Below are 12,275 nucleotides of genomic sequence, written 5' to 3' on the forward strand. Positions count from 1 at the left end.
TTTCTCCTTCCGGGCGTGGCGAGGGTGCGGACCGCCGCTATACGGCCGAAAGCCTTGATGAATAAGGCTTTCAGCCGATTCCAGCGCACGGGTCTGTCAGACGAACCGCACCGAATGCCGCGCATTGTAGCCGCATGATGTAGGACTGACGACTAAGTGTTTCGGTGCGCCGAACGTCGGATTAGGCCGATGACCGGCAACAGCCCGACCAGCACCAGGGTCAATGCCGGCAATGAGGCGCGCGCCCATTCGCCTTCACTGGTCATTTCAAAGATGCGCACCGCCAGCGTGTCCCAGCCAAACGGGCGCATCAGCAGGGTCGCGGGCATTTCCTTGAGCACATCGACGAACACCAGCAACGCGGCGCTCAAGGTGCCGGGCAGCAGCAGCGGCAGATACACTTTGAAAAACAGTCGCGGCCCACTGACACCCAGGCTACGTGCCGCTTCGGGCAAAGATGGCCGTATACGCGCCAGACTGCTTTCCAGCGGCCCATAGGCGACGGCAATGAAGCGCACCAGATAAGCCATCAGCAACGCCGCGAGGCTGCCGAGCAGCAACGGTTTGCCGGCACCACCGAGCCAGGCGGAGAGCGGAATCACCAGTTCACGATCCAGATAACTGAAGGCAAGCATGATCGACACCGCCAGCACCGAACCGGGCAAGGCGTAGCCGAGATTGGCCAGACCGACGCCGGAGTTGATGGCTGGGGTCGGCGCCAGGCGCCGGGCAAACGCCAGCAACAGCGCAACGCTGACAGTGATCAGCGCCGCCATCGCGCCCAGATAGAGCGTGTGCAGAATCAGCCCGGCGTAACGCTCATCCAGATCGAAGCGTCCACGCTGCCAGAACCAGACGATCAGTTGCAGCACCGGGATGACGAAGGCGCAGGCGAATACCAATGCACACCAGCCCGTCGCCGCGAAGGCCTTGATTCCCCGCAGGTGATACAGCGCTTTCACCCGTGGCCGCTCGTTGCTGGCCCGATTCGCCCCGCGTGCACGGCGCTCGCCGTACAGCACCAGCATCACCACCAGCAGCAACAGACTGGCCAGTTGCGCAGCGCTAGGCAGGCTGAAGAAGCCGTACCAGGTTTTGTAGATGGCCGTGGTGAAGGTGTCGAAGTTGAACACTGAGACCGCACCAAAATCGGCGAGGGTTTCCATCAGCGCCAGCGCCACGCCCGCGCCGATCGCCGGACGCGCCATCGGCAGCGCAACCCGCCAGAACGCCTGCCACGGCGACTGGCCGAGCACCCGCGCCGCTTCCATCAGTCCTTTGCCTTGGGCCAGAAACGCGGTGCGCGCCAGCAGATAAACGTAGGGATAAAACACCAGCACCAGCACCACGATCACCCCGCCGGTGGACCGTACCCGAGGCAGGCGCAGGCCGGTGCCGAACCATTCGCGCAACAGGGACTGCACGGGGCCGGCGAAATCCAGCAGGCCGACGAAAACGAACGCCAGTACATACGCTGGAATGGCGAAGGGCAGCATCAGCGCCCAGTCGAGCCAGCGCCGACCGGGGAATTCACAGAGGCTGGTCAGCCACGCGAGGCTGACACCCAGCAGGGTCACGCCGACACCGACGCCGAGGATCAGCGTCAGGGTATTGCCGAGCAGACGCGGCATCTGGGTTTGCCACAGGTGCGACCAGATCTGCTGATCGATGGTCTGCCACGACAGCAGCAACACGCTCAGCGGCAACAACACCAGCGCGGCGATGGCGAAGACGATGGGGTACCAGCGGCGTTGGGCGGGGTGGGCCAAGGAAACAATCTCGTTCAAATGATTGTGCCCACGCTCTGCGTGGGCACACATCCTGTGACGCTCCGCGTCACGCTTTCAGCGGCACGACGCAGAGCGTCGAGGGCTGCATTCCCACGCGGAGCGTGGGAACGATCAACAGTTACACGAAACGCCTCAGTTCCACCCCGCCCGATCCATCATCCGGATCGCCTCGGCCTGACGTTTGCCCGCCACCTCAACCGGCAAGGTATCGGCAACAAACTTGCCCCACGCCGCCACTTCTTCCGAGGGTGCCACCGCCGGGTTGGCCGGGAATTCCTGGTTCACGTCGGCAAAAATCTTCTGCGCCTCAGGCGTGGTCATCCATTCGACCAGAGCCTTGGCCGCTTCCGGGTGCGGCGCATGTTTGGTCAGGCCGATGCCCGACAGGTTCACGTGCACACCGCGATCGGCTTGATTCGGCCAGAACAGCTTCACCGGCAATTCAGGCTTTTGCTTGTGCAGGCGACCGTAGTAGTAGGTGTTGACGATGCCGACATCGCACTGCCCGGCGTTGATCGCTTCCAGCACTGCAACGTCATCGGAGAACACGTCAGTGGACAGGTTGTTGACCCAGCCCTTGAGGATCTTCTCGGTCTTCTCGGCGCCGTGCACTTCGATCATGGTCGCGGTCAGCGACTGGTTGTAGACCTTCTTCGCCGTGCGCAGGCACAGGCGGCCTTCCCAGTTCTTGTCGGCCAGCGCTTCGTAGGTGGTCAGTTCGCCCGGCTTCACCCGCTCGGTGGAATAGGCGATGGTCCGTGCGCGCAGGCTCAGGCCGGTCCAGGCGTGGGTGGACGAGCGATATTGCGCGGGAATATTGGTGTCGATGGTTTTCGAAGTGAACGGCTGGAGGATGCCCATCTGCTCGGCCTGCCACAGGTTGCCGGCATCGACGGTGAGCAGCAGATCGGCGGTGGCGTTTTCACCTTCGGCCTTGATGCGCTGCATCAGCGGCGCTTCCTTGTCGGTGATGAACTTGATCTTCACCCCGGTCTTGGCGGTGTAGGCATCGAATACCGGTTTGATCAGCTCATCGATACGCGACGAGTAAACCACCACCTCATCGGCGGCCTGGGCAGTGGTGCTGCCGATCAGGGTCAAGGCCAGTGCGGTCAGAAGACGCTTGGGTGCCAACATGGGAGGGGTCTCACGGTCGGGAAAGGTGGGCCAAATGATAAGGACTCACATTTACCACCACAATCGAACACTGGGGGAAGGCGTTACCAGATGTTGCACGGGCTGAAATGTGCTGTGGCTGGACTGGCGCTATCGCGAGCAGGCTCACTCCTACACGGGAGCGCATTCCAATTGTAGGAGTGAGCTTGCTCGCGATGAGGCCGTCAGAAACAACGGAAAAATCAGGCTTTGGCGAGGGCCGGAAGATCGCCGGTCAAACCAAGGGCTTCACGAACAAACAACGCCTTCGCCTCGGGCATCTGCTCAACCAGCTTCAACCCGGCATTGCGCAACCAGCGCAGTGGCAGCGGGTCGGCCTGGAACAACCGCTCGAAGCCTTCCATCGCCGCCATCAGCGCCAGATTGTGCGGCATGCGCCGACGCTCGTAGCGGCTCAGCACCTTCACGTCCGCCAGTCGCTCACCGCGCTGATGCGCTTGCAGGAGCACTTCCGCCAGCACCGCTGCATCGAGGAAACCGAGGTTCACACCCTGCCCGGCCAAGGGGTGAATGGTGTGCGCCGCATCACCGATCAAGGCCAGGCCCTCAGCGACGTAGCGCTTGGCATGGCGCTGACGCAGCGGCACGCACAGACGCGGATCGGCGCTGATCACTTCACCGAGGCGCCCTTCGAACGCTCGCTCCAGCTCAGCGCAAAATGCAGTCTCCTCGAGTGCCATCAGGCGCTCAGCTTCACCCGGCGTGGTCGACCAGACGATCGAGCACCAGTCCTGCTGACCGTCACGCTCCAGTGGCAGAAACGCCAGCGGCCCGTGATCGGTAAAGCGCTGCCAGGCGGTTTTGCGGTGCGGCTGGCTGCAGCGCACGCTGGTGACGATGGCGTGATGCAGATAATCCCACTCGCGAGTCGCCACCCCAGTGAGACGGCGCACCGCTGAATTGGCGCCGTCCGCCGCGATCACCAGCGGCGCGCGCAAGGTGCGGTCATCGGCCAGGGTCAGCAGCCAGTCATCGCCGGAGCGACGCATCTGTTCCAGCCGCGCATTGGCCAGCATGCCGAGGTCGCAGTCATGCAAACGCTCGAGCAGCGCATCCTGGACCACGCGGTTTTCGACGATGTGGCCGAGCACATCGGCATGCACACTGCTTGCCGAGAAATGAATCTGCCCGGTGCCGCTGCCGTCCCAGACGTGCATGTCGGTGTACGGGCTGCTGCGCCGCTGGGCGATGCCGTCCCAGACACCGAGGCGTTCGAGAATGCGCTGGCTCGCTGCCGACAATGCACTGACGCGCGGTTCGAACGCCGCTTCGGCATCGAACGGTTTCACGCTCAACGGGCTACCGTCGAGCAGCAGCACTTCCAGCCCACTGTCCTGTAGCGCCAGCGCCAGGGCGCTGCCGACCATTCCGGCTCCGACAATCAGCAGATCTGCGCGCATTTCCATGCTTTAGGCCTGTCTCGCTTGCGGCTTGAGCCGCACGTAAAGGGTTTTACCGACCCGCGCCACAAGGCTGCCGGCGCCGTCATGTATGTCGACCTGCAACTGCGGCAGGTATTTCTCGCCGTTGGCGGTCTGCCGGCGGATCTCGTCGAGCAGAGTCTGGTCGATGTTGAACCGGGCGAACACCGGGCCTTTGCCCGGCGCAATGAAATCGATGTCGGCAGCCTTGTCCCAGACGATGTATTTCGGACCGAGGTTTTCCATCAGCATCAACATGAAGAACGGGTCGACCATCGAATACAGACTGCCGCCAAACTGGGTGCCGACGTAGTTGCGGTTGTACCAGCCCAACCCCATGGACACCTGGACGTCGCGAAAGTCGTCACTGATGTGCCGAACGCGCACTCCGGCGCCGAGATACGGCGGGTAGCAGGTCATTACCCAACGCATCAATCGCGCCTTGCCGAATGTGTTGCTCAGCCACTCAAGCATCCGGACGGGTTCCCAGACCCATCGCCTGCCGGGCGAACCAGCGCTTGGCCGGTGGCAGCAGGTCGAGGCCGAGCAGGCCGAGGTTGCGCCCCAGCGACACCAGCGGCTGGGTGCTGCCGAACAGGCGCGTGACCTGATCGGAGAAGCCCACCGTCAGGTCCTGATCGAGGCGCTGCCGCTCGCGATAGGCCTGCAACGTGGCGAAGTCGCCCAGCGGCTTATCACTCGCAAGCAGCGCGGCAGCCAAGGCATCGGCGTCACGCAGCGAAAGGTTGAAGCCCTGCCCGGCGATCGGGTGCAGGCTGTGTGCGGCGTTGCCGAGCACGGCCAGATGCGAGCGCACCTGTTCTTCAGCTTCGATCAGTGACAGCGGATAAAGATGCCGTGCGCCGACCTGTTTCAAAGTGCCGAGGCGGTAACCGAATACGCCTTGCAGCTCGCTGAGAAAATCACGCTCGCTCAATTCAGTCAGACGCTGCGCATCCATGCCCAGACGGGTCCAGACCAGCGCGCAACGGTTGTCCGGCAGCGGCAGCAGGGCCATCGGCCCCTCATCGGTAAAGCGCTCGAAGGCCATGCCGTTGTGCGCTTCACTCGGGGTGATGTTGGCGATCAGTGCGCTCTGGTTGTAAGGGCGCGTGCGCACGTTGATGCCCAACTGTTCGCGCAGCCCGGAACGGCCGCCATCGGCGAGCACCGCGAGATCGCATTCCAGCGTGGTTTCATCGTTGAGGGTCAGGCGATAGCCATCGGCCAACGGCTCCATGCGCGTGACTTCCGCCGGGCAGCGCCACGTGATCACGTCTTTGTCGAGGTGCTGCCACAGGCACTGGCCGAGCCAGGCGTTTTCCACCACGTAACCGAGCGCTGGCACACCCTCTTCCATCGCCGACAAGCGCGCGGTGGAGAAGCGGCCACGGTCGGAGACGTGAATCTGTTTGATCGGCTCGGCGCGGCGGGAGATTTCCTGCCACACGCCCAGGCGCTGATAAATCTGCCGCGAGCCGAACGACAGTGCCGAGGAGCGGGCGTCGTAGCTCGGCTGCCAGTTGTCGCCGGGCGCGAACGGTTCGATCAGGACGATTTTCCAGCCTTGCGCCTTGGCCCCGGCCTGCAACGCCAACGCCAGACTGGCGCCGACCAGACCGCCACCGATGATTGCCAGATTGACTCGACTCATGCTGCGTGTGTCCTTGCTTGTGCCATCAGCACTTCGATCTCGGCGACGGTTTTCGGCACGCCGCTGGTGAGGATTTCACAACCGGACCGGGTCACGACCACGTCATCCTCGATACGCACGCCAATGCCACGCCATTTCTTCGCCACGTTCTGATTGTCTGCCGCGATGTAGATGCCAGGCTCCACGGTCAGCGCCATGCCGACCTCCAGCACACGCCATTCGCCGCCGACCTTGTACTCGCCAACGTCATGCACATCCATGCCCAGCCAGTGGCCGGCGCGGTGCATATAAAAAGCCTTGTAGGCTTCGCTGGCGATCAACTCGTCAACCTCGCCCTGCAACAAGCCAAGCTTGACCAGACCTGCGGTGATCACCCGCACCGTGGCTTCGTGCGCCTGGTTCCAGTGCTTGTTGGGGGCGATCTCGGCGAACGCCGCTTCCTGCGAAGCCAGCACCAATTCGTAGATCGCCTTCTGCTCCGGCGAGAACTTGCCATTCACCGGCCACGTGCGGGTAATGTCGCTGGCGTAGCAATCAATCTCGCAACCGGCGTCGATCAACACCAGATCGCCGTCCTTGAGCAACGCGTCATTCTGCTGGTAATGCAGGATGCAGCTGTTGCGCCCGGCGGCGACGATCGAACCGTAGGCCGGCATCTTCGCCCCGCCCTTGCGGAATTCGTAATCCAGTTCGGCTTCCAGGCTGTATTCATGCAGTCCCGGACGACTGGCCTGCATCGCGCGGATATGCGCTTGCGCCGAAATCCGCGCGGCTTCGCGCATCACCTTCACTTCTGCCGCCGATTTATACAGGCGCATGTCGTGCAGCAGATGATCCAGGGCAACGAATTCATTCGGCGGCTGCGCGCCGAGGTGTGCCTTGGAACGGATCACGTTGATCCAGTCCATCAGGTGCCGATCAAATTCAGGGTTGCTGCCCATCGCCGAATACACCCGATCGCGGCCTTCGATCAGGCCCGGGAGGATGTCGTCGATGTCGGTAATCGGAAAAGCATCGTCGGCGCCGTACTCGCGGATCGCGCCTTCCTGTCCCGCGCGCAGGCCATCCCACAATTCGCGTTCGGCGTTGCGTTCACGGCAGAACAGGATGTACTCGCCGTGCTCGCGGCCGGGCATCAGGACGATGACGGCTTGTGGCTCGGGAAAACCGCTGAGGTACTGGAAGTCGCTGTCCTGACGATAGACGTGCTCGACGTCGCGGTTGCGGATGGCCACCGCGGCGGCGGGCAGGATCGCGATGCTGTTGGGTTCCATCTGCGCCATCAGGGCCTTGCGGCGACGGCTGTATTCCGCTTTGGGGATATGGGTCATGGGCAGATGGCTTTCCCTGGCACGCGATTAATGCAGCGACGGCTTGGCGGCTGGCGGCACATCGGCTTTTTTGGTTTCCGAGAACAGCAGCAACGGCGCGACGCGCAGGTATTCCATGACTTCCATGTAGTCGGATTCGCCGTCTTCGGATTCTTCCAGCGCGTCCTGCACCTGGGAAATGGCGGCCAGATCCTGCAGCACTTCGGTGGCTTCGGTGCTGAGCATGCTGCTGTCGCGGCAGTTCAGGCCGAAACCGCTGAGGAAGCCCTGGCACCACTCGCCCAGTGCGGCAGCGCGGTCGGCCAGCGGTGCATCGTCGGTCGGCAGCAGCAGAACGACGGTGACGTCGTCGCCGGTCAGCTCGCCTTTGACCATCTCCTGCAGGCCGATCAGGGCGTTGCGGACGTTGTCCTGGATATCGCCTTCGAGCAGTTCGGCGGCGTCGATCAACCAGCCTTCGTGATCGAAGCCGGCCCCGGCGCAACTGCGCCCGAGCAGCACGCCGTGCAGTTCGGCAGGCGAGACGTTGTGGCCGCTGGCAGTCAGCAGGGTGGCAAAGGCTTGGTACGGGGAATTCGCAATGGTCATGGGCAGCTAGGCGCCAGACGGCGCTATGTCTAGAATGAAGGCCTTGTATCCTACATCGACAGCCCCGCCAAGACCATTAAAGGCTGTCCGCCAGTCACCACCCATCAGACGAACACGTGGACCCAATGGAAGACACCGACCTGCAAGCGCTGATGGCCAGACTCGAACTGCTGATTGGCCGAGTCGAGCAACTTAAGAGTCAAAACGCACTCTTACTAGCTCAGGAAAAAACCTGGCGCGAGGAACGCGCTCACCTCATTGAAAAAAACGAAATCGCCCGGCGTAAGGTCGAATCGATGATTTCGCGCCTCAAGGCCCTGGAGCAAGACTCATGAGTTCAAGCAATAGCGTTACCGTGCAGATCCTCGACAAAGAGTATTCGATCATCTGCCCGCCGGAAGAACGCAGCAATCTGGTCAGTGCCGCCCGCTACCTGGACGGCAAGATGCGCGAGATCCGCAGCAGCGGCAAAGTCATCGGCGCCGATCGCATTGCCGTGATGGCCGCGCTGAACATCACCCACGACCTGTTGCACAAAGAAGAGCGCCCGGACATCCAGGCCAGCGGTTCGACCCGCGAACAGGTACGCGACTTGCTCGATCGTGTCGATCTGGTCCTGGCCGACGATCAGAACACCGCCAAGGGCTGATTCGCCTGGCAGCTTGAGGTATACTCGCGGCACTCCCTGGGGTGCTTGCCAGTTGACGATGTCCCGGAGCCGATTCGCACTACCCTGGAAGTTGCACGTTGGGCTGGTGTGCATGTCCGCTAGACGGAAAGCCTTAAAGTCTACTGCTTCTTCCACCTTGAACTTTCGGGTTCAAGGGCTGAGTTGACAGCGGTTCATCCGGGGAGCCTGATTCGAATCCGATGTCGGTGTATGCCGACATCGGATTTTTTATGCGTACGTTTTTGCATCCACCTGCCGAAGCCGAACCATGACCGAACCCGCGCTGCTGCCCCGCCCGCAACTCCGCCGTCTGCTGCGCAAGGCACGCCGCGCACTGACGCCAGGCGAACAACGCCAGGCTGCCAAAGGCCTGTTCCGGCAATTGGCGCAAGACCCGCACTTTCGCCGGGCGAAACATATCTCCCTGTACTTGCCCACCGACGGTGAAATCGATCCGCGCCTGCTCCTGCGCGAAGCCCAGCGTCGTGGCAAGGCGACTTATCTGCCGGTACTCAGCGCGTGGCCACGAACGAAAATGGTCTTCCAGCGCATCCGCCCCGGCGAAAAGCTCACGCCCAATCGCTTCCGCATCCTCGAGCCCCGGGCCAATCTGGCTCGGCAACGCAAGGTCTGGGCGCTGGATCTGGTGCTGTTGCCGCTGGTGGGGTTTGACGATGTCGGCGGGCGCCTGGGCATGGGTGGCGGGTTTTATGATCGCAGCCTCGCCTATCTGGCCCGCCGCAAGAACTGGCGCAAGCCGACGCTGCTGGGCCTGGCCCATGAGTGTCAGAAGGTCGAGCGTTTGGCGCAGGCGAGCTGGGATGTTCCGTTACAAGGCACGGTCACCGACAAGGCGTGGTATTTCGCAGAGTAGACACCGCATGGAACAGCGGCGTCGAAGAGACAGGTTCAGCGTTTGAAAGCGGTCGACTGTTGCACCTGTTGCGCCACTTCAATCGGCGCGTCGGTCTTGTTCGCCCACAGGCTCTGCGCGTAACCGGTGGTCACCACGCCCAGGCCAAACAAAATTACCAAAGTCCATAGCAAATCCGGTTTGCGTTTCATCGATTGCCCCCCTCAAGGCACATCATCACGATGACAGCAGCGGTTTCCGTTCGTAGGCCGTGCAGCAGCGTCAAGCTTAAAGGCCGGCATTTTGCGGCAACGTGAACCTGTGCGCAAACGCTGACGTCAACCGACTGTCGGTTTGTCATAAAATTGCCCGACAACCTGCCCAATGACCGCTTCAGGAGCACACGACATGGCCTACTGGCTGATGAAATCAGAGCCCGACGAACTCTCGATCAAGGGCCTGGAAAAGCTCGGCAAGGCGCGCTGGGACGGGGTTCGCAACTATCAGGCACGCAACTTCCTGCGGGCGATGGCGGTCGGTGACGAGTTCTTTTTCTACCATTCCAGCTGCCCCGAGCCGGGGATTGCCGGGATCGGCAAAATTATTGAAGCAGCGTATCCCGATCCGACGGCGCTGGAGCCAGACAGTCACTACTTCGATCCGAAAGCTACGCCGGAGAAAAATGCCTGGAGCGCGATCGATGTCGAGCATGTCGAGACGTTTGCGCGGGTGTTGAAGCTCGATTATCTGAAGCAGCAGACGGCGCTGGCAGAAATGCCACTGGTGCAAAAGGGCTCGCGGTTGTCGGTGATGCCGGTTACACCAGAACAGTGGGCGGCGGTTATCGGGCTCAAACCCTGATTCATTTTTGCCTGATAAATAGCTTTCGCGAGCAGGCTCGCTCCCACAGGGTTATTCGGTGAATGCAAAAATGTGCATCACCACCAATCCACTGTGGGAGCGAGCCTGCTCGCGAAGAGGCCTGCCCGGACAGCGAATGACTTACTGAATGATCAGGTTGTTGAACAACAGATCTTCAACAACAGGCTTGCCGGTCTCGTCATTCATGACCTGCTGAGTCTGCTTCAACGCTTCCTGACGCAGCTTTTCCTTGCCTTCAATGCTGCCCATCGCCTCGGTCGACTGCTGAGTGAACAGCGCCACCAGCTGATTGCGGATCAGCGGCTCGTTAGCCTTGACCAGTTTGGTCGCCTCCTCACCAGTCACACGCAATGCCACATCGGCCTTGTAGACCTTGAGCTTGGCGGTGCCGTCGAGGCCATAGTTGCCGACGAACGGCGGGCTCAGGGTGATGTAATTGACCTTCGGCGCCTCGCCTTCTTTGGCTTCTTCGGCCAGTGCTGCCACAGGCAGAGACAGGGCCAGCAACAACATGATCCACGCTTTCACAATTCGCTCCTTATCCGGTTTGCGGCCTAGCATAACGACCCGCCGCGCAAGCACAAGCTTATGGCTGACTATCAGGGCCGGGCATGCTCGTTGACCCGTTGATTCACACACCTACACTTATCGGCCATCACTCCCAAAGGAATAGCCCTGATGAAAGCCGTGCTGTGCAAAGCCTTCGGCCCTGCCGAATCGCTGGTGCTGGAAGACGTCGCCAGTCCTGTCGCGAAGAAGAATGAAATCCTGCTGGACGTGCACGCCGCCGGGGTCAACTTCCCGGACACGCTGATCATCGAGGGCAAATACCAGTTCAAACCGCCCTTCCCGTTTTCGCCAGGCGGTGAAGCGGCGGGCGTGGTGCGCGAAGTCGGCGAAAAGGTCAGCCATCTGAAAGTCGGCGACCGGGTCATGGCGCTGACCGGTTGGGGCAGTTTTGCCGAGCAGGTGGCGGTGCCGGGTTACAACGTGTTGCCGATTCCACCGTCGATGGATTTCAACATCGCGGCTGCATTCAGCATGACCTACGGCACCTCGATGCACGCGCTCAAACAACGCGCCAACCTGCAACCGGGCGAAACCCTGCTGGTGCTCGGCGCGTCGGGCGGCGTCGGCCTCGCCGCGGTGGAGATCGGCAAAGCCATGGGCGCCCGCGTGATCGCCGCCGCCAGCAGTGCCGAGAAACTCGCGGTGGCCAAGGCTGCCGGCGCCGATGAACTGATCAACTACAGCGAAGCCAGCCTCAGGGACGAGATCAAACGCCTCACCGACGGCCAGGGCGCCGACGTGATCTACGACCCGGTCGGCGGCGACCTGTTCGACCAGGCCATCCGCGCCATCGCCTGGAACGGCCGCCTGCTGGTGGTCGGCTTCGCCAGCGGACGCATCCCCGAACTGCCGGTCAACCTCGCCCTGCTCAAAGGCGCGGCGGTGCTCGGCGTGTTCTGGGGTTCTTTTGCCCAACGCCAGCCCCAGGACAACGCAGCCAACTTCCAGCAACTGTTCAGCTGGTTTGCCGAGGGCAAACTCAAACCGCTGGTGTCGCAGGTGTATCCGCTGAGCAATGCCGCGCAGGCGATCGATGATCTTGGCCAGCGCAAGGCTGTGGGCAAGGTTGTCGTTCAGGTTCGTTAACAACATGGAGCGATCCGGAGCAACCATCTGGATCGCTTTAGCGTTGAGGTCTGCCTCTTCCATACGTCAAACCGCAGAAACCCACCCGAGCCACCATCCCCTCAGCGCCGCCTTCTTATCTCAGAGCGACATGTTCATAAAGGAACGCTCATCTGCCCAAATTTCCGCTGTTTTGCCGACGTGAAGCGATGCTATTTTCGGTAACGAAACTGTAACATTCGCATCCGCAGTCAAAACAAGAAAACTGGAGCTCT

14 protein-coding genes and 1 other RNA gene are annotated in these 12,275 nt (G+C 61.7%); 6 read left to right on the forward strand and 9 right to left on the reverse strand.

What is annotated here, in order from left to right; genetic code table 11:
• Positions 1-152: 152 nt before the first annotated feature.
• The 7 genes from BXA01_RS14735 to BXA01_RS14765 all read right to left on the reverse strand — a co-directional run bounded on the left by BXA01_RS14735 (position 153) and on the right by BXA01_RS14765 (position 7,960).
• Positions 153-1,769, reverse strand: a complete 1,617-nt coding sequence (locus BXA01_RS14735) for an ABC transporter permease (RefSeq protein ID WP_076567730.1) — start codon at positions 1,767-1,769, stop codon at positions 153-155.
• A gap of 153 nt (positions 1,770-1,922) precedes the next feature.
• Positions 1,923-2,927 (reverse strand): extracellular solute-binding protein, encoded by a 1,005-nt coding sequence (locus tag BXA01_RS14740; protein WP_073470981.1) that lies wholly within the window; start codon positions 2,925-2,927, stop codon positions 1,923-1,925.
• A gap of 221 nt (positions 2,928-3,148) precedes the next feature.
• Positions 3,149-4,366, reverse strand: a complete 1,218-nt coding sequence (locus BXA01_RS14745) for a 2-octaprenyl-3-methyl-6-methoxy-1,4-benzoquinol hydroxylase (protein WP_172834040.1) — start codon at positions 4,364-4,366, stop codon at positions 3,149-3,151.
• A gap of 9 nt (positions 4,367-4,375) precedes the next feature.
• Positions 4,376-4,861, reverse strand: coding sequence for a DUF4442 domain-containing protein (locus tag BXA01_RS14750; RefSeq protein WP_076564499.1), 486 nt, complete (start codon positions 4,859-4,861; stop codon positions 4,376-4,378).
• Positions 4,854-6,041, reverse strand: coding sequence for a 2-octaprenyl-6-methoxyphenyl hydroxylase (gene ubiH / locus BXA01_RS14755; protein WP_076564500.1), 1,188 nt, complete (start codon positions 6,039-6,041; stop codon positions 4,854-4,856). Before ubiH ends, BXA01_RS14750 begins: the two co-directional genes overlap by 8 nt.
• Complete coding sequence (pepP, locus tag BXA01_RS14760; RefSeq protein ID WP_076564501.1) at positions 6,038-7,372, reverse strand: Xaa-Pro aminopeptidase; 1,335 nt, start codon at positions 7,370-7,372, stop codon at positions 6,038-6,040. The genes ubiH and pepP overlap by 4 nt, the downstream gene beginning before the upstream one ends.
• 27 nt (positions 7,373-7,399) lie before the next feature.
• Positions 7,400-7,960: a YecA/YgfB family protein gene (locus tag BXA01_RS14765; protein ID WP_016772633.1), complete on the reverse strand. Its 561-nt coding sequence runs from the start codon at positions 7,958-7,960 to the stop codon at positions 7,400-7,402.
• Between the two features lie 125 nt (positions 7,961-8,085).
• On the opposite strand from BXA01_RS14765, the gene BXA01_RS14770 reads away from it, so the two are divergent.
• The 4 genes from BXA01_RS14770 to BXA01_RS14785 all read left to right on the forward strand — a co-directional run bounded on the left by BXA01_RS14770 (position 8,086) and on the right by BXA01_RS14785 (position 9,504).
• Positions 8,086-8,295, forward strand: coding sequence for a TIGR02449 family protein (locus BXA01_RS14770; protein ID WP_007911197.1), 210 nt, complete (start codon positions 8,086-8,088; stop codon positions 8,293-8,295).
• Positions 8,292-8,609, forward strand: coding sequence for a cell division protein ZapA (locus BXA01_RS14775; protein WP_016772632.1), 318 nt, complete (start codon positions 8,292-8,294; stop codon positions 8,607-8,609). The genes BXA01_RS14770 and BXA01_RS14775 overlap by 4 nt, the downstream gene beginning before the upstream one ends.
• A 30-nt stretch (positions 8,610-8,639) precedes the next feature.
• A non-coding RNA gene (gene ssrS / locus BXA01_RS14780) (6S RNA) lies at positions 8,640-8,818 on the forward strand.
• A gap of 80 nt (positions 8,819-8,898) precedes the next feature.
• Positions 8,899-9,504, forward strand: a complete 606-nt coding sequence (locus BXA01_RS14785; protein WP_024014742.1) for a 5-formyltetrahydrofolate cyclo-ligase — start codon at positions 8,899-8,901, stop codon at positions 9,502-9,504.
• Positions 9,505-9,539: 35 nt separating this feature from the next.
• On the opposite strand, the gene BXA01_RS27120 is transcribed toward BXA01_RS14785, so the two are convergent.
• Positions 9,540-9,695 carry a hypothetical protein gene (locus BXA01_RS27120; protein WP_024014743.1) on the reverse strand — a complete coding sequence of 52 codons (156 nt, stop codon included), beginning with the start codon at positions 9,693-9,695 and terminating at the stop codon, positions 9,540-9,542.
• Positions 9,696-9,891: 196 nt separating this feature from the next.
• On the opposite strand from BXA01_RS27120, the gene BXA01_RS14790 reads away from it, so the two are divergent.
• Positions 9,892-10,344, forward strand: coding sequence for an EVE domain-containing protein (locus BXA01_RS14790; protein ID WP_076564502.1), 453 nt, complete (start codon positions 9,892-9,894; stop codon positions 10,342-10,344).
• 141 nt (positions 10,345-10,485) lie between these two features.
• On the opposite strand, the gene BXA01_RS14795 is transcribed toward BXA01_RS14790, so the two are convergent.
• On the reverse strand, positions 10,486-10,893 hold the full coding sequence (locus tag BXA01_RS14795) for a flagellar basal body-associated protein FliL (protein WP_056791694.1): 408 nt from the start codon (positions 10,891-10,893) through the stop codon (positions 10,486-10,488).
• Positions 10,894-11,043: 150 nt separating this feature from the next.
• On the opposite strand from BXA01_RS14795, the gene BXA01_RS14800 reads away from it, so the two are divergent.
• A complete protein-coding gene (locus tag BXA01_RS14800) occupies positions 11,044-12,021 on the forward strand; it encodes an NADPH:quinone oxidoreductase family protein (RefSeq protein WP_076564503.1) in 978 nt (325 codons plus the stop codon).
• Positions 12,022-12,275: the final 254 nt, after the last annotated feature.

The sequence above is a fragment of the Pseudomonas sp. B10 genome, assembly GCF_900156235.1.
Classification (GTDB): domain Bacteria; phylum Pseudomonadota; class Gammaproteobacteria; order Pseudomonadales; family Pseudomonadaceae; genus Aquipseudomonas; species Aquipseudomonas siliginis.

What these genes read in the sequence shown, in the direction of transcription:
- ubiH (WP_076564500.1), bottom strand. Translation starts at nt 6,041, where the DNA reads ATGAGTCGAGTCAATCTGGCAATCATCGGTGGCGGTCTGGTCGGCGCC.
- BXA01_RS14785 (WP_024014742.1), top strand. Translation starts at nt 8,899, where the DNA reads ATGACCGAACCCGCGCTGCTGCCCCGCCCGCAACTCCGCCGTCTGCTG.
- pepP (WP_076564501.1), bottom strand. Translation starts at nt 7,372, where the DNA reads ATGACCCATATCCCCAAAGCGGAATACAGCCGTCGCCGCAAGGCCCTG.
- BXA01_RS14765 (WP_016772633.1), bottom strand. Translation starts at nt 7,960, where the DNA reads ATGACCATTGCGAATTCCCCGTACCAAGCCTTTGCCACCCTGCTGACT.
- BXA01_RS27120 (WP_024014743.1), bottom strand. Translation starts at nt 9,695, where the DNA reads ATGAAACGCAAACCGGATTTGCTATGGACTTTGGTAATTTTGTTTGGC.
- BXA01_RS14745 (WP_172834040.1), bottom strand. Translation starts at nt 4,366, where the DNA reads ATGCGCGCAGATCTGCTGATTGTCGGAGCCGGAATGGTCGGCAGCGCC.
- BXA01_RS14770 (WP_007911197.1), top strand. Translation starts at nt 8,086, where the DNA reads ATGGAAGACACCGACCTGCAAGCGCTGATGGCCAGACTCGAACTGCTG.
- BXA01_RS14800 (WP_076564503.1), top strand. Translation starts at nt 11,044, where the DNA reads ATGAAAGCCGTGCTGTGCAAAGCCTTCGGCCCTGCCGAATCGCTGGTG.
- BXA01_RS14790 (WP_076564502.1), top strand. Translation starts at nt 9,892, where the DNA reads ATGGCCTACTGGCTGATGAAATCAGAGCCCGACGAACTCTCGATCAAG.
- BXA01_RS14775 (WP_016772632.1), top strand. Translation starts at nt 8,292, where the DNA reads ATGAGTTCAAGCAATAGCGTTACCGTGCAGATCCTCGACAAAGAGTAT.
- BXA01_RS14750 (WP_076564499.1), bottom strand. Translation starts at nt 4,861, where the DNA reads ATGCTTGAGTGGCTGAGCAACACATTCGGCAAGGCGCGATTGATGCGT.
- BXA01_RS14740 (WP_073470981.1), bottom strand. Translation starts at nt 2,927, where the DNA reads ATGTTGGCACCCAAGCGTCTTCTGACCGCACTGGCCTTGACCCTGATC.